A 16,317-nucleotide genomic window follows, 5' to 3' on the forward strand; every position below is an offset into this window, starting at 1 on the left:
GGCGCGGAGCCGCGCTCAGGACTGCTGCGCGCGCACCTTCTTCAGCAACGCGGTGGTCGAGCGGTCGTGCTCGAACGGAATCGCCAGCGCACGGCCGCCCCAGCCGCGCACGAGCGCCGACTCCGGCAGCGCATCCATGTCGTAATCGCCGCCCTTCACGAGGATGTCCGGACGGACGGCCTCGATCAGCGACACGGGCGTCTTTTCCCCGAACGTCACGACCCAGTCGACGCTTTCCAGCGCCGCGAGCAGTGCCGCGCGATCCTCTTCGCGATTGATCGGCCGGTCGTCGCCCTTGCCGAGCATGCGCACCGACGCATCGCTGTTCACGCCGACGATCAGGCACGCGCCGAGCGCTTTCGCATCGGCGAGATACGTGACGTGACCGCGATGCAGGATGTCGAATACGCCATTGGTGAACACGACGGGCGACGGCAGCGAGGCGCGCAGCGCGACGAGGGCATCACGGGTGATCAGCTTGCGTTCGAAAGTGGCGGACATGGTGAAGGTCGGATGGAATGAATAACGGCGCGCGCGACGGCGGCGCCAGATAAAAAGCCCGCCGGACTGGCCTGGCGGGCTTCATGCAACGGACACGACACGGCGCCGCACGGGCCCGGCGCGATTCGCGCGGGCGGCGGCGCCTGTCGGCCTCAGGCAGGCTGCGCGGCCGACGACGGGCCGCTTTCGGCCTGCAGGCGGCCGGTGACTTCCTTGCGGTAGCGGTTCAGTTCCTGTGCGGTCGCGAACGTGCGCTCGAACAGGATCGACAGGTTGTGCAGGATCCGCTCGACGACCTTCTTTTCCCACTCGCCGTCGAAACGGATCTGCTCGTCGAGCCAGCGCTCGAGCCATTCCGGATCGGGCAGGCGCGACTGCACGGTGTCGCGCGGGAACAGCGCCTGGTTCACGTGCAGGTTGGTCGGGTGCAGCGGCTTCTCGGTGCGGCGCGCCGACGCCATCAGCACGCCGATCTTCGCGAACGCGGCACGGGCGACGTCGCCGCAGTTGTTCAGCGCCTTCTTCATGTAGCGCAGGTAGGCGCCGCCATGACGGGCTTCATCGCGCGAGATCGTTTCGTAGATCTGCTTGATGACGGGTTCGGTGTGCCAGTCGGCCGCGCAGCGGTACCAGTGGTTCAGGCGGATCTCGCCGCAGAAGTGCAGCATCAGCGTCTCGAGCGGCGGCGCCGGATCGAACTGGAAGCGCACCGCGTGCAGCTCCTCTTCGGTCGGCACCATCTCCGGCTTGAAGCGGCGCAGGTATTCCATCAGCACGAGCGAATGCTTCTGCTCCTCGAAGAACCACACGCTCATGAACGCGGAAAAGTCGCTGTCGTGCTGGTTGTCGCGCAGGAACATCTCCGTCGCGGGCAGCGCCGACCATTCGGTGATCGCGTTCATCTTGATCGTCTTCGCCTGCTCGTCGGTGAGCAACGAAGCGTCGAACTTGTCCCACGGAATGTCCTTCTCCATGTCCCAGCGGACGGCTTCGAGCGACCTGTAAAGTTCCGGATAAAGCATCGTGTTCATGATGGTCCCACCCCTGTTCTGCGCAATGCGACTTCTCTAAACGTGACTGTTGCCGCGCAAGCGCGCCGAACGCGCTTTTTGCAGCCAAGACTCTAATTTTACGCGGGAAACCGGCCAACCGGACGCTGATTCCTCGTCCGGCAGCCAGGCGGCCGCGCGCCGCCGTTGCGGCATGCCGCAGCCTCGCTCCGTTCGAACGAAACCGGCCGGGCTTGCCTGAGTGGGGGCCGGCGCTGGCCGGCTCGTTGGCGCGCCCGTCCCCTGCCCCAGGCGGGTTCCCCGAAAGGTCCCGTGCGGATGCCGGATCGGCGGGCTGCTCGATATGGTGTATACGGCGGCGGCCATGATATCACGCGTCCATGACGGTTCCGAGACGCCAGCCCGGCCGTGCGCCGCCAGCCGCAGTGCGGCGATCGGTCGCGGCCAACCGTCGCGAAAACGCAACCTTACATTTCCTTGCGCGCGTCAGACCCGTATTTTGCCGGCAGCGAGACCGTCTTCCGGCGGCATGCCGGCCGCCGGCGCGCTGCCGCCGTCCGCCTGCGCGATCCAGCCGGCGAGCGTGTCGCGCTGCGCACGCCCGTCGAGATAGCCGAGCTCGATCAGTTCGCGCGTGAACGCCTCCTCGAACAGCAGGTAGCTCGCGAACGACGCGCCGGCCGGCTGGCTGCCGCCGATCGCGCCGAGCAGCCCGCGCATCGTCGCCGGCATCTGCTTCAGGTGTTTCGCGGCGATCAGCTCGATGCGCTCGGACGGCGCGATCGCCAGCACGTCGACATGCCGCCAGCCGCTGTCGATCTCGACCTGGTGCGGCAGGTGCTCGATCATCCGGTTGATGTGCTCGATGCGTTCGATGTCCGACCCGATCGAGTCGAGGAACACGCTCGCGAGCACCTGCTGGCCGATCTGCGCGAGCGTCGGGTAGCCGCGCACCAGCCCGGCCCCGTTCGCGGCGGGAATCTCGGGCCGCGGGTCGGCCGCGCCGATGACGACGATCCGGTCGGCGCCGAAGTGGATCGCCGGCGACAGCGGCGCGATCTGCCGGATCGAGCCGTCGCCGAAGTACTCGATCTGCCCGTCGAGCACGAGCGGCACGGCCGGGAACACGAACGGAATGGCCGACGACGCGAGCAGGTGCGACGCCGACAGGTCGACGAGCCGCGCGGTGCGCTGCGCGCGCCGCCATGCCTGGATCGGCTGCGCCGCCTGGTAGAACGTCAGGTGCCGGCCGCTCGAATAGCTGAGCGCGGTGACCGACAGCGCGTGGAGCAGGCGTGCCTCGAGCATCTGCTCGATCCGGTGGAAGCTCAGTTCGCGCTGCAGCAGGTGGGCGAGCGGCGTGTTGTCGAGCAGCCCGCGCGGCGAGCGGCGGGCCGCCCAGCCGAACGTCATCGCCGCGAGCCAGCGCGCGCCGGCGGCCGCAATGCCGAGCCAGTCGCTGCGGTACACGTAGTCGGCGCGCAGCGGCTCCCAGAATTCGAGCAGACGCCGCACGCCGTGAGAAAAATCGTCCGCGTGGCTCGCGATCGACGTCGCGTTGATCGCCCCGGCAGACGAGCCGCAGATGACCGCGAACGGCAGCGTGTGCCGCTGCGGATCGGCCTCGCGCGCGATCTCCGCCAGCGCCTTCAGTACGCCGACCTGGTAAGCGGCGCGTGCACCGCCCCCCATCAGAACGAGCGCGAGCCGCATGATCGACCTGCTACCTGCGCCGCGTCACGTCGAGCGCTTCGGCGGGCGCGTCTCGGGCGACGAAGCGGCGGCGGCGCGCGCCGCGGCCGAACCGGACGGCTTCGAGCGCTTCGCGGCGGGCTTGCGCGGCGCGGCAGCCGCCGGCGCCGGCTTCGCGGCCTGCTCCGGCGGGGCTGCCGCGTCCGGCGGCGCTTCGTCCGGCGCAGCGGACTGCATGCCCGGCTGCGTCATCGCGAGGCTGGCGAGCTGGTTGAACTGCGACTGCAGCAGGTTCCACCAGCCGGCCGGGTCGAACGCCTGGGCGTCGCCAGCCGGCGCATCCGCGGCATCCTGCGCCGGCGACGCATCGCCCGACGGCGCGGCCTTCGCCGCCTGCGCGGCGGCGGCCGCCGCTTCCTCGGCCGCCGACATCGAGCTTTGCGCGAACGCGCCGAACGCGCGCAGCGTCGCGAGCGTCGCGCGCTGGACCTCGAGCGCCTGGATCGCGGACTGCAGCATCCCGAGATTGAGCTTCAGCCACTGCTCGACCGCGCGCAGATCGGTGATCCGCTTGTCGAGTTCCTCGACGTTCGTGAGCGGCGACATCATGTCGGACATGCTCGACAGCGACGGCGGCAGGCCTTGGGCGGCGCCCGGAAACGAGGCCATCCCGCCGAACGGCGACATCCGGATCATGTCCCACATCCGGTCCATCATGTCGGCGGGCTTGAAGCCGGCAAAGCCGGCGAACGGGTTGGCGCCGGAAGCATCGGTCGTCATACGGGCATCCTGGTTGACTGGGGGAGCGAGGCGGCCGCCATGCGTCGCGCAGCCGCGCGTGGTTCGATCATAGCGCGCGCGTCAGAACGGCGCGTCACCGGGGAACGCGGGCGGGCGCCGCTCGCGCAGCGAACGGATGCCTTCCTGCACGTCCGGCCCCGAAAAACCCATGAATTCGAGCGCGAGCGACGTATCGAAGGTCGGCCCGGCCGTGCGCAGCCAGTTGTTCAGCGCGTACTTGGTCCAGCGGATCGCCGACTGCGAACCGTGCGCGAGCCGCTCGGCCACTTCGTACGCCTTCGGCAGCAGGTCGGCCGGCTCGACCGCGAGCGATACCAGCCCGATCCGCTCGGCCTCCTCGCCGCTCACGGGCTCGCACAGCATCAGGTAGTACTTCGCCTTCGCCATCCCGCACAGCAGCGGCCACACGATCGCCGCGTGGTCGCCGGCCGCGACGCCGAGCCGCGTATGGCCGTCGATGATGCGCGCATCCTTCGCGGCGATCGAGATGTCGGCGAGCAGCCCGGCAACGAGGCCCGCGCCGACGGCCGGGCCATGCATCGCCGACACGATCGGCTTGCTGCAGTTGATCACGTTGTAGACGAGGTCGCGCGCCTCGCGCCACACGCGGGCGCGCACGTCGAAATCGTTCGCCATGTCCTCGACGAGCGCGAGATCGCCGCCCGCCGAAAAGCCCTTGCCTTCGCCGCGGATCACCGCGACCCGCGTGTCGGGATCGCGGTCGACGTCGCGCCAGATATCGGCGAGCTCGCGATGCATGCGCGCGTTCGCGGTCGCGAGGCCGCTGCGGTTCGCGCCCTCGCCGCTCATCACGATGTCGAGCACGCCGTGGTCGCGGCGCGTCACCTTCAGTGCTTCGTAACCGCCATATGCGGCGAGATCGGCCATGTGCCGCTCCTTGTTCGAGGCTCTTGAATCGAGTGTAGCCAAGCCCGCGCGGGCAAACATCGGGCGAAACCCGGCGCGCGGGCCGGAGCCGGGTTTCGCGGTACGTGCGCGCCCCGCGCGGATTAAGCCGCGCCGTCGGGCGGGGCGACCGACTGCTCGATCGCGCCGAAGATCGACTTGCCGGCCGCGTCGAACATCTCGATGCGCACGGTATCGCCGTAACGCATGAATTCGGTCTGCGGCGCGCCGTGCTCGATCGTCTCGAGGCAGCGCTTCTCGGCGATGCAGCAGTAGCCGCGCTTCGCATCCTTGTTCGACACCGTACCCGAGCCGACGATCGAGCCGGCACGCAGGTTGCGCGTCTTCGCCGCATGCGCGACCAGCTGGCCGAAGTGGAACACCATGTCGGTGCCGGCATCGGGCTGGCCGACCTTCTTGCCGTTCCAGTGGACGATCATCGGCCGGTGCACGCGGCCCTCGCGCCATTCGTCGCCGAGCTCGTCGGGCGTCACGGCGACCGGCGCGAACGCGGTGGCCGGCTTGCTCTGGAAGAAGCCGAAGCCCTTCGCGAGTTCGGCCGGAATCAGGTTACGCAGCGATACGTCGTTCACGAGCGTGACGAGCCGCACGGCCTTCAGCGCGGCGTCGGGCGACACGCTCATCGGCACGTCGCCGGTGATCACCGCGACTTCCGCCTCGAAATCGATGCCCCATTCCTCGGACGGGCACACGACATCGTCGCGCGGCCCCAGGAAATCGTCGCTGCCGCCCTGGTACATCAGCGGATCGGTCCAGAACTCGGGCGGCATCTGAGCGCCGCGCGCGCGGCGCACGAGCTCGACGTGGTTCACGTACGCGGAGCCGTCGGCCCACTGGAACGCGCGCGGCAGCGGCGCCATGCAGTGGGCCGGATCGAACGCGAACGTGTTGCGCGCGCGGCCCTGGTTCAGCGCGTCGTACAGGTCGCGCAGCTGCGGCGCGTAGAACGCCCAGTCGTCGAGGACGCGCTGCAGCGTCGGCGCGATCGCATCGGCGATCGCCGCGGTGTGCAGGTCGCGCGACACGACGATCAGCTGGCCGTCGCGCGTGCCGTCCTTCAGCGATGCAAGTTTCATGGGGGTATCTGCCGTTGTAGTGACGATGGAGGGAATCTATTTTACGATGGTGAATCCATGCGGCGCGCGACGATCGCGCATGCCGTTTTCACCCCGATTCCTGCCGCATTCTCGCGCACCGCTGCCCATGCCCGCCAACCCGCTCCCCGACGACGATCTCGCCGACTCCGACACTGACGACGCCTCCTCCGGCGAGCACGGCGAAAAGGTCCGCTCCGGCATCCAGTCGATCGAGGTCGGCTTCCGACTGCTCGACGTGCTGACGAGCGAGCCGCGCGCGATGATGCTGCGCGACCTCGCGCAGCGCGCGGGCATGAGTCCTGCGAAGGCGCACCGCTACCTGGTCAGCTTCGCGCGGCTCGGCGTCGTGTCGCAGGACCCCGTCTCGGGCCGCTACGAACTCGGCGGCTTCGCGCTGCAGATGGGCCTCGCGCGGCTCGCGCGCGTCGACGGCGTGAAGCTCGCGCGGATCGCGCTGACCGAATTCCGCGACCGGCTCGACCAGACGGTCGGCATCGCGGTGTGGGGCAACCAGGGGCCGACGGTCGTGCACTGGATGGAATCGAGCCACCCGGCGAAGGCGTCGCTGAAGCTCGGCGACGTGATGCCGCTGCTCGGCTCCGCGACCGGGCTGCTGTTCGCCGCGTACCTGCCGCGCAGCAAGACCGCCGCGATGCTCGAGCGCGAACTCGCCGATACGCGCCGCTCGCCGCACCACGGCGGCCCGCGCACGCTCGACGAAGTCGAGGCGGTGCTCGCCGACGTGCGCCTGCACGAAGCCGCGCGCGTCGAAGGGATGCTGCTGCCGACGATCCACGCGTTCTGCATGCCCGTGTTCGATGCGGTCGGCGAACTCGCGCTCGCGATCGTCGCGCTCGGCCAGGAAGGCTCGTTCGACATCGCGTGGGGCGGCGAGATCGACACCGCGCTGCGGGCCTGCGCGCAAAAACTGTCTTACGAACTCGGCTATAGTCCCGACGCACGCGACGCCTGACGCCCCCGGTTCACCCCGACGTCACGCATCGCGAACGCGTAGCGCATCCGACGGTCCGATTCCTGTGGCGCGCTTGCGCGCCCGACATCACGCGACCGCCCGATCCTGTTCCGATGCCCATGCAGCCTGCCGACATCCGCCCGAGTCACGCCCTGCCCCGCCGCTGGCTGCGGGTGGGCATCGCGCTCGTCGTCGTGCTGGTGCTGCACGCGCTCGCCGCGCTCTGGCTGATGCGCAACCGCGAGTCGTTCACGCCGCCGCCGCCCGCCGCGATTCCCGTGCAGATCGAACTGCTGAAGCCGCAACCGATCGAGCGCCAGCCCGCGCCGAAGCCGGCCGAACATCCGGCCGACGCCGCACCGGCGGCGCCCAGGGCTGCCGCGCCGAAACCCGCGCCGTCGCCCGCGCCGGTCCTGACCTCGACGCAGACGGCCGAGCACGGCGAACCGCCGCCGGCCGCCGCATCCGCTGCGAGCGGCGTACCGGGCGCGTCGGGCGCGCACGCCGCATCGGCCGCCGGCGCCAGCAGCGCGGCGACGCCCGGCCCCGCGACGAGCGGCGTGAAGTTCGCCGCGCCGCCGTCCGGCGACCTGCAGTACGACACGTTCTACAACGGGATGCAGAACATGATCGGCACGATCCGCTGGCGCACCGACGGTCACACCTACGACCTGTCGGTGTCGATGCCCGTGCCGTTCGTCGGCCCGTTCACCTATCGCAGCGAAGGCCGCATCGACGCGTTCGGCGTCGCACCCGACCGGTACGTCGAGAAACGCGGCAAGCGGCCCGAAGACATCGCGATCTTCAATCGCGAGATCCACCAGGTCGTGTTTACGCGCACACCGAACAACGCCCCGCTGCCCGACGGCGTGCAGGACCGCTTCAGCATGCTGATGCAGTTGTCGGGGCTCGTGCGCGGCAATCCCGCCGCGTACAAGCCGGGTGTCACGCAGCAGTTCTTCGTGATCGACAACAACAGCGGCGAGACCTGGCCGATCGCCGTGATCGGCGACGAGCAGGTGCAGACGCAGGCCGGCATCATCGAGGCGCGGCACTTCATGCGCCTGCCGCGCCGTGACGGCGACACGCGCCGCATCGACATGTGGCTCGCGCCGTCGCTCGGCTGGCTGCCCGCGCGGCTCGTGCAAACCGAACCGAACGGAGCGCAGATCGAGCTACTATGGCATGGTCGGCTTGCGGCACCGGATGTGCCTGCCGACGCCGCGTCGACAGGCGGCACGACACATGCGCCTGCCGGCACAACGCCACACGATGCATCGGCCGCAGCGCCCGCAGAACCGGCACAACCCGCGCCACCTGCCGACGTGCAACCGCCTGCGTCGCCGGCTGTCACACAGTGAACGCGCACGGATCGGCAATTTCGACCGATTACAGATTTCCTCGAAATGGCCGATGACACTCTTTAACAACTATTTCAGTCCACCGGCAGACAATAAGAAACGTTTCATAGACATCGGCTTCTAACCGATACACCCCACGCAAACGGGACCGGGGTGTGCAGCGCAAGCCCCTTGAAACCGGCAAGGCTCGCCCCACCTAGGGGACAACAAGGCCAGATGCCACTGCGAAGAGGAGTGCCGCCATGCAAATGATCTACAACAGCCCCAACTACTGCGTCGTCGAATTTGCGCCGCAGGCCGGCCATCACCTGATGAATGCCGGCGGATACGAAATCGTCGACAAGAACGCGCAACGCGAGATCTTCATCGACGGCGAACTTGCCGAACGATTCCGCGCGCACGTGAAGCAGCTGATCGAGGATGAGCCGTCGCTCGACGAAGTCGACGAATTCCTCGGACAATTCGACAGCCTGATGATGATGCCCGTCGTGCTGCACTGACGACCCGCGGTCCGGCGCCTTGCGCGGCCGGGCCATTCGCCGCGCACCGACGCGGCGCCGCGAGCACTCCGATCACGCCCCCGCCCGGTTCGCCGGCGGGGGTTTTCATTTGGCGGGCCGCCCGGCCGGCGCGGCGCGAGGCCGGGCGGCGCCCAGGCGCACCGGATACAATGACGGTTTTCCCGTCTTCGCCGGTCTCTCGCCCATGTCTGCGACTCCTCTCGCCGCTTCCGTCCCGCTCGACGCGCCCTACACGCGCGGCGCCGCCCTGCCCGCGCTGCTGAAATCGCGCATCCTGATCCTCGACGGCGCGATGGGCACGATGATCCAGCGCTACAAGCTCGACGAAGCCGCGTATCGCGGCGAGCGCTTCAAGGATTTCGCGCGCGACATCAAGGGCAACAACGAGCTGCTGTCGCTCACGCAGCCGCAGATCATCCGCGAGATCCACGACCAGTACTTCGCGGCCGGCGCCGACATCGTCGAGACCAACACGTTCGGTGCGACGACCGTCGCACAGGCCGACTACGGGATGGAAGAACTCGTCGTCGAGATGAACGTCGAATCGGCGAAGCTCGCACGCGAAGCGGCCGTGAAATATGCAACGCCCGACAAGCCGCGCTTCGTCGCGGGCGCGATCGGGCCGACGCCGAAGACGGCGAGCATCTCGCCGGACGTCAACGATCCGGGCGCGCGCAACGTCACGTTCGACGAGCTGCGCACGTCCTATTACCAGCAGGCGAAGGCATTGCTCGACGGCGGCGTCGACCTGTTCCTCGTCGAGACGATCTTCGACACGCTGAACGCGAAGGCCGCGCTGTTCGCGCTCGACGAACTGTTCGAGGATACCGGCGAACGCCTGCCGATCATGATCTCGGGCACCGTCACCGATGCATCGGGCCGGATCCTGTCGGGCCAGACCGTCGAGGCCTTCTGGAATTCGCTGCGCCATGCGAAGCCGCTCACGTTCGGCCTGAACTGCGCGCTCGGCGCGGCGCTGATGCGCCCGTACATCGCCGAGCTCGCGAAGCTGTGCGACACCTACGTGTCGTGCTACCCGAACGCGGGCCTGCCGAACCCGATGAGCGACACGGGCTTCGACGAAACGCCGGACGTCACGTCGGGCCTGCTGAAGGAATTCGCGCAGGCCGGGCTCGTGAACCTCGCGGGCGGCTGCTGCGGCACGACGCCCGAGCACATCGCCGAAATCGCGAAGGCGCTCGCCGACGTAAAGCCGCGCCGCTGGCCGAACCAGTACAGCGACAACGCCTGACCCGACCGCCCCACGTCCCTCATCACCAGAATCCGCACCGCCATGACCGATCACATGATGCGCCTTGCCGGCCTCGAGCCGTTCAACGTCACACCCGGGACGCTCTTCATCAACGTCGGTGAACGCACCAACGTCACCGGCTCGAAGGCGTTCGCACGGATGATCCTCAACGGCCAGTTCGACGAGGCGCTCGCCGTCGCGCGCCAGCAGGTCGAGAACGGCGCGCAGGTGATCGACATCAACATGGACGAGGCGATGCTCGATTCGAAGGCGGCGATGGTGCGCTTCCTGAACCTGATCGCCTCCGAGCCGGACATCGCGCGCGTGCCGATCATGATCGACTCGTCGAAGTGGGACGTGATCGAGGCCGGCCTCAAGTGCGTGCAGGGCAAGGCGATCGTGAACTCGATCTCGCTGAAGGAAGGCGAGGACGCGTTCCGCCACCACGCGAACCTGATCCGCCGCTACGGCGCGGCCGCCGTCGTGATGGCATTCGACGAGACGGGCCAGGCCGACACCTACGAGCGCAAGACCGAGATCTGCAAGCGCTCGTACGACTTCCTCGTGAACGAAGTCGGCTTCCCGCCGGAAGACATCATCTTCGACCCGAACATCTTCGCGGTCGCGACGGGCATCGAGGAGCACAACAACTACGCGGTCGACTTCATCGAGGCGACCCGCTGGATCAAGCAGAACCTGCCGTACGCGAAGGTGAGCGGCGGCGTGTCGAACGTGTCGTTCTCGTTCCGCGGCAACGACTCGGTGCGCGAGGCGATCCACACCGTGTTCCTGTACCACGCGATCCAGGCCGGAATGGACATGGGCATCGTGAACGCGGGCCAGCTCGGCGTGTACGCCGATCTCGACGCCGAGCTGCGCGAGCGCGTCGAGGACGTGATCCTGAACCGCCGCGCGGATTCCACCGACCGCCTGCTCGAGATCGCCGACAAGTTCAAGGCCGGGGGCGCGAAAAAGGAAGAGAACCTCGAGTGGCGCAACCAGCCGGTCGAGAAGCGGCTCTCGCATGCGCTGGTGCACGGCATCACGAACTTCATCGTCGAGGATACCGAAGAAGTCCGCGCGAAGATCGACGCGGCCGGCGGCCGTCCGATCAACGTGATCGAAGGGCCGCTGATGGACGGGATGAACATCGTCGGCGACCTGTTCGGCCAGGGCAAGATGTTCCTGCCGCAGGTCGTGAAGTCGGCGCGCGTGATGAAGCAGGCCGTCGCGCACCTGATCCCGTTCATCGAGGAAGAAAAGCGCCTGCTCGCGGAAGCGGGCGGCGACGTGCGCGCGAAGGGCAAGATCGTCATCGCGACCGTGAAGGGCGACGTGCACGACATCGGCAAGAACATCGTGTCGGTCGTGCTCCAGTGCAACAACTTCGAAGTGGTCAACATGGGCGTGATGGTCCCGTGCAACGAGATCCTCGCGAAGGCGAAGGTCGAAGGCGCGGACATCATCGGGCTGTCGGGCCTCATCACGCCGAGCCTCGAGGAAATGGCCTACGTCGCGTCCGAAATGCAGCGCGACGACTACTTCCGCGTGAAGAAGATCCCGCTGCTGATCGGCGGCGCGACGACGTCGCGCGTGCACACGGCCGTGAAGATCGCGCCGCACTACGAAGGCCCGGTCGTCTATGTGCCCGACGCGTCGCGCTCGGTGTCGGTCGCGTCGAGCCTGCTGTCCGACGAAGGCGCGACGAAGTACCTCGACGAGCTGAAGTCCGACTACGAACGCATCCGCGACCAGCACGCGAACCGCAAGCAGCAGCCGATGGTCACGCTCGCCGAGGCGCGCGCGAACAAGACCAAGGTGGACTGGGCCGGCTACCAGCCCGTGAAGCCGAAGTTCATCGGCCGCCGCGTCATCAAGAACTACGACCTGAACGAGCTCGCGAACTACATCGACTGGGGCCCGTTCTTCCAGACCTGGGACCTCGCGGGCCCGTACCCGGCGATCCTGAACGACGAAATCGTCGGCGAATCGGCGCGACGCGTGTTCTCCGACGCGAAATCGATGCTCGCACGCCTGATCCAGGGCCGCTGGCTGACCGCGAGCGGCGTGATCTCGCTGCTGCCGGCGAACACCGTCAACGACGACGACATCGAGATCTACAGCGACGAGTCGCGCTCGGAAGTGCTGCTCACGTGGCGCAACCTGCGCCAGCAGAGCGTGCGCCCGGTGGTCGACGGCGTGATGCGGCCGAACCGCTCGCTCGCCGACTTCATCGCGCCGAAGGAATCGGGGGTCGCCGACTATATCGGGATGTTCGCGGTCACGGCCGGCCTCGGCGTCGACGTGAAGGAAAAGCAGTTCGAGGCCGACTACGACGACTACAGCGCGATCATGCTGAAGGCGCTCGCCGACCGCTTCGCGGAAGCGTTCGCGGAAGCGATGCACGCGCGCGTGCGACGCGAGCTGTGGGGCTATGCGAGCGGCGAGACGCTCGACAACGACGCGCTGATCGCGGAAAAGTACGCGGGCATCCGCCCGGCGCCCGGCTACCCGGCCTGCCCCGACCACCTCGTGAAGCGCGACATGTTCGACGTGCTGCACGCGGACGAGATCGGCATGAGCGTGACCGACTCGCTGGCGATGCTGCCGGCCGCGAGCGTGTCGGGCTTCTACCTCGCACATCCGGACAGCCGCTACTTCTCGGTCGGGAAAATCGGGCAGGATCAGCTCGAGGATTATGCGCAGCGCATGGCGCTGTCGCTCGACGACGCGCGCCGCGCGCTCGCGCCGCAGCTCTGATCGATTCAACCGGGCGACTGAACGCCCTATTTGTCAGACAAAATAAAAAGCCCGCTCGAAAGCGGGCTTTTCCTTGCGTGGCCGATCTTTCGATCCGCCGGGCAAGAAAGCTCAGAAACCCCAGTGCACGTCGGCCTGGCCGGCCTTCGCTTCGCGCAGCATCATGAGGAACGGCGCGACGCGCTGGGCCAGGTTCGGCGGCAGTTCGTGATGCGCGTGGTCGGCATCGTCCTCGTGGAAATGGCCGGCGTGCTCGGCGCGCTCCTGCTTCGCCTGCGCGACCGCGCCTTCCAGCTTCGCGATCGCGTGGTCCAGTTCGTCGTGCGTAATGACACCACGCTCGCCCAACTGCTTGCCGACGAGGCTCAGCACGTATACGGCGAAATCCTTCAGCACGTCGAGATCCTGTGCCGCCTTGCTCTTGAACGTAATCATGACAATTCCCTTTTCATCTTGTTGTGCCTGCGCGGCGCGGTTGGGGAACGCCGGCAGACCGGCGTCCGGCCTCGCGGACACGGGCCGCCTGAGCGGCATATTAGCACCTGTTAAAATTCTGCGATCCCTGAAACGCGCGCTTAAAAAGCGCGCCGGCGGGCCGGCGTTTCCGGCCGCCACCAACGAAGCCTTCTACCAGCATGCTGCCAGCACACAAACAGACCCTCGAAGCCCTGCTCGCGGATAGCGTCAAGCAGGTCGCACACGCGCTGAAAGGCGCCGACGCCACGTTCGTCGCCCCGGCCATCACGCTGGAGCGCCCGAAGGTTGCCGCGCACGGCGACGTCGCGTGCAACGTCGCGATGCAGCTCGCGAAGCCGCTCGGCACGAACCCGCGCCAGCTCGCCGAGCAGATCGTCGCCGCGCTCACCGCCCAGCCGGCGGCCCAAGGCCTCGTCGAAGCCGCCGAGATCGCCGGCCCCGGCTTCATCAACCTGCGCCTGGCGGCCGCCGCGAAGCAGGCGGTGATCGCCGCCGTGTTCGACCAGGGCCGCACGTTCGGCACGTCGGATCGCGAGAAAGGCAAGCAAGTGTTGCTCGAATTCGTGTCGGCGAACCCCACCGGCCCGCTGCACGTCGGCCACGGCCGCCAGGCCGCGCTCGGCGACGTGCTCGCGAACGTGATCGCGAGCCAGGGCTACGCGGTGCACCGCGAGTTCTACTACAACGACGCAGGCGTGCAGATCGGCAACCTCGCGATCTCGACGCAGGCGCGCGCGCGCGGCCTGAAGCCGGGCGACGCGGGCTGGCCGGAAGCCGCGTACAACGGCGAATACATCGCCGACATCGCGCGCGACTTCCTGGCCGGCGAAACGGTTGCCGCGTCTGACGGCGAGCCGGTCAAGGGCACGGGCGACGTCGAGGATCTCGACGCGATCCGCAAGTTCGCGGTCACCTACCTGCGTCGCGAACAGGACATGGACCTGCAGGCGTTCGGCGTGAAGTTCGACCAGTACTACCTCGAGTCGTCGCTGTACAGCGAAGGCCGCGTCGAGAAGACGGTCGACGCGCTGATCAAGGCCGGCATGACCTACGAGCAGGACGGCGCGCTGTGGCTGCGCACGACCGACGAAGGCGACGACAAGGATCGCGTGATGCGCAAGTCGGACGGCACGTACACGTACTTCGTGCCGGACGTCGCGTACCACGTGACGAAGTGGGAGCGCGGCTTCACGAAGGTGATCAACATCCAGGGCTCGGACCACCACGGCACGATCGCGCGCGTGCGCGCCGGCCTGCAGGGGCTGCACATCGGGATCCCGAAGGGCTATCCCGACTACGTGCTGCACAAGATGGTCACCGTGATGCGCGACGGCCAGGAAGTGAAGATCTCGAAGCGCGCGGGCAGCTACGTGACGGTGCGCGACCTGATCGAATGGTCGGGCGGCGCGGCGGCGGGCCAGGAAGCGGCCCCCGACCTGATCGACGAGGCGACCATCACGCGCGGCCGCGACGCGGTGCGTTTCTTCCTGATCTCGCGCAAGGCCGATACCGAGTTCGTGTTCGATATCGACCTTGCGCTGAAACAGAACGACGAAAACCCGGTCTATTACGTCCAGTACGCGCATGCGCGGATCTGTTCGGTGCTCAACGAGCTGAAGTCGCGCTACAACGTCGACGTCGCGCAGCTGCCGGGCGCCGACCTGTCGCAACTGACGAGCGCGCAGGCGGCGGCGCTGATGCAGAAGCTGGCCGAGTACCCGGACATGCTCACGCACGCGGCGAACGAGCTGGCCCCGCACGCGGTTGCGTTCTACCTGCGCGATCTCGCTGGCGAATTCCACTCGTTCTACAATGCGGAGCGCGTGCTGGTCGACGACGAAGCGCCGCGCAATGCGCGCGCCGCGCTCCTCGCCGCGACCCGGCAGGTGCTCGAGAACGGTCTGGCGGTGCTCGGCGTGTCCGCGCCCGCCAAGATGTAAGGATGCAAGCGGCCCGAACCGGGCAGCAAATGGCCGCGACAGCGCCCGTCGCCGGGTGCCCGCCGCGGCCTTTTCACGATTCTTTTTGCAGGTGACTCAAGCAATGGCACAACCACGCCGAACTTCGAAGCAATCGAAACAAGCCGGAGGGACATTTCTTGGAATCGTGCTGGGCCTGATCGTCGGCCTCGCGATCGCCGTGGTGGTAGCGCTCTACATCACGCGCTCGCCGTCGCCGTTCGTGTCGAAGGTCGCGCCGCCGCCGGCCGACAACGGCGCGAGCCAGCCGCAGCAGTTCGACCCGAACCGCGCGCTGCAGGGCAAGACGCCCGGCCAGCCGGTACCGCAGGCCGCGCAGCCCGCGCCGCCGAACACCGCGCCCGGCCAGGCCGCGAACCAGACCCAGGGCGGCCTGCTGCCCGAGCCGCAGATCGTCGAAGTGCCGCCGTCGGCCAACGGGTCGAGCGGTTCGAACAACACCGGCAGCTCGAACAACACCACCGCGTCGAACAACACGTCGTCGGGCAACGGCGTCGCCGTCGCACCGAAACCGGCCGACAACACGCCGCCGCCGAAGAAGACGCAGCAGGCGCAGCAACAGCAGCAAGGAGGCGAAGACGATCTCGCCCGCTTCGCCGCGCAGAAGCAGGCGCAGCAGGCCGCCGCCCAGAAGCAGCAACAGCAGCTGGCCGCGAACACGCCGAAGCCGACGTCGTCGGCCGCCGCCGCGGCAGCGAAGCCGCCGACCGCAGCCGACGCGAACACCGGCTATTTCCTGCAGGTTGGCGCGTACAAGACCGAAGGCGACGCCGAGCAGCAGCGCGCGCGCCTCGGCTTCCAGGGCTTCGAGTCGAAGGTGTCGAAGCGCGACGTCAGCGGCGTGACCTATTTCCGCGTGCGCGTCGGCCCGTTCTCGAAATTCGACGATATGAACTCGGCCCGTCAGCGCCTGTCCGATGCAGGTGTCGACACGGCGGTGATCCGCTTCACGAAGCAGTAAGCCAA

At 67.9% G+C, this 16,317-nt stretch carries 14 protein-coding genes; 7 read left to right on the forward strand and 7 right to left on the reverse strand.

Features of this window, described 5'->3' with window-relative positions; all coding sequences use genetic code 11:
* Positions 1-15: 15 nt before the first annotated feature.
* From rfaE2 to AC5LXK_RS15425, 6 genes are all read right to left on the reverse strand, one after another.
* Positions 16-501: a D-glycero-beta-D-manno-heptose 1-phosphate adenylyltransferase gene (gene rfaE2, locus AC5LXK_RS15400; RefSeq protein WP_012329309.1), complete on the reverse strand. Its 486-nt coding sequence runs from the start codon at positions 499-501 to the stop codon at positions 16-18.
* Between the two features lie 152 nt (positions 502-653).
* On the reverse strand, positions 654-1,532 hold the full coding sequence (locus AC5LXK_RS15405; protein WP_011353352.1) for a ferritin family protein: 879 nt from the start codon (positions 1,530-1,532) through the stop codon (positions 654-656).
* Between the two features lie 465 nt (positions 1,533-1,997).
* A complete protein-coding gene (locus AC5LXK_RS15410; RefSeq protein ID WP_493389574.1) occupies positions 1,998-3,224 on the reverse strand; it encodes a patatin-like phospholipase family protein in 1,227 nt (408 codons plus the stop codon).
* 24 nt (positions 3,225-3,248) lie between these two features.
* Positions 3,249-3,983: a PhaM family polyhydroxyalkanoate granule multifunctional regulatory protein gene (locus tag AC5LXK_RS15415; protein ID WP_493389575.1), complete on the reverse strand. Its 735-nt coding sequence runs from the start codon at positions 3,981-3,983 to the stop codon at positions 3,249-3,251.
* An 81-nt stretch (positions 3,984-4,064) separates the two neighbouring features.
* Positions 4,065-4,892 (reverse strand): enoyl-CoA hydratase/isomerase family protein, encoded by an 828-nt coding sequence (locus AC5LXK_RS15420; RefSeq protein ID WP_006495425.1) that lies wholly within the window; start codon positions 4,890-4,892, stop codon positions 4,065-4,067.
* Positions 4,893-5,014: 122 nt separating this feature from the next.
* Entirely contained in the window at positions 5,015-6,007 is a 993-nt protein-coding gene (locus tag AC5LXK_RS15425) for a fumarylacetoacetate hydrolase family protein (protein ID WP_493389576.1), read from the reverse strand.
* Positions 6,008-6,134: 127 nt separating this feature from the next.
* On the opposite strand from AC5LXK_RS15425, the gene AC5LXK_RS15430 reads away from it, so the two are divergent.
* From AC5LXK_RS15430 to metH, 5 genes are all read left to right on the forward strand, one after another.
* Positions 6,135-7,001, forward strand: coding sequence for an IclR family transcriptional regulator (locus tag AC5LXK_RS15430; RefSeq protein WP_493389577.1), 867 nt, complete (start codon positions 6,135-6,137; stop codon positions 6,999-7,001).
* Between the two features lie 113 nt (positions 7,002-7,114).
* Positions 7,115-8,362 (forward strand): DUF3108 domain-containing protein, encoded by a 1,248-nt coding sequence (locus AC5LXK_RS15435; protein WP_493389578.1) that lies wholly within the window; start codon positions 7,115-7,117, stop codon positions 8,360-8,362.
* 242 nt (positions 8,363-8,604) lie between these two features.
* Positions 8,605-8,862, forward strand: coding sequence for a BTH_I0359 family protein (locus tag AC5LXK_RS15440; RefSeq protein ID WP_006477667.1), 258 nt, complete (start codon positions 8,605-8,607; stop codon positions 8,860-8,862).
* A gap of 205 nt (positions 8,863-9,067) precedes the next feature.
* Positions 9,068-10,135: a homocysteine S-methyltransferase family protein gene (locus AC5LXK_RS15445; RefSeq protein ID WP_493389579.1), complete on the forward strand. Its 1,068-nt coding sequence runs from the start codon at positions 9,068-9,070 to the stop codon at positions 10,133-10,135.
* Positions 10,136-10,177: 42 nt separating this feature from the next.
* On the forward strand, positions 10,178-12,895 hold the full coding sequence (gene metH, locus AC5LXK_RS15450; RefSeq protein WP_493389580.1) for a methionine synthase: 2,718 nt from the start codon (positions 10,178-10,180) through the stop codon (positions 12,893-12,895).
* A 111-nt stretch (positions 12,896-13,006) separates the two neighbouring features.
* Here metH and AC5LXK_RS15455 read toward each other — a convergent pair whose 3' ends face one another.
* The gene (locus AC5LXK_RS15455; RefSeq protein ID WP_493389581.1) at positions 13,007-13,330 is read right to left on the reverse strand and encodes a DUF1840 domain-containing protein; all 324 of its coding nucleotides are present in this window, start codon (positions 13,328-13,330) and stop codon (positions 13,007-13,009) included.
* A gap of 200 nt (positions 13,331-13,530) precedes the next feature.
* Here AC5LXK_RS15455 and argS point away from each other — a divergent pair, with 200 nt between their 5' ends.
* The gene (gene argS, locus AC5LXK_RS15460; RefSeq protein WP_493389582.1) at positions 13,531-15,312 is read left to right on the forward strand and encodes an arginine--tRNA ligase; all 1,782 of its coding nucleotides are present in this window, start codon (positions 13,531-13,533) and stop codon (positions 15,310-15,312) included.
* A 103-nt stretch (positions 15,313-15,415) separates the two neighbouring features.
* The gene (locus tag AC5LXK_RS15465; protein WP_493389583.1) at positions 15,416-16,312 is read left to right on the forward strand and encodes an SPOR domain-containing protein; all 897 of its coding nucleotides are present in this window, start codon (positions 15,416-15,418) and stop codon (positions 16,310-16,312) included.
* Positions 16,313-16,317 lie beyond the last annotated feature (5 nt).

It is taken from the genome of Burkholderia pulmonis, assembly GCF_984667975.1.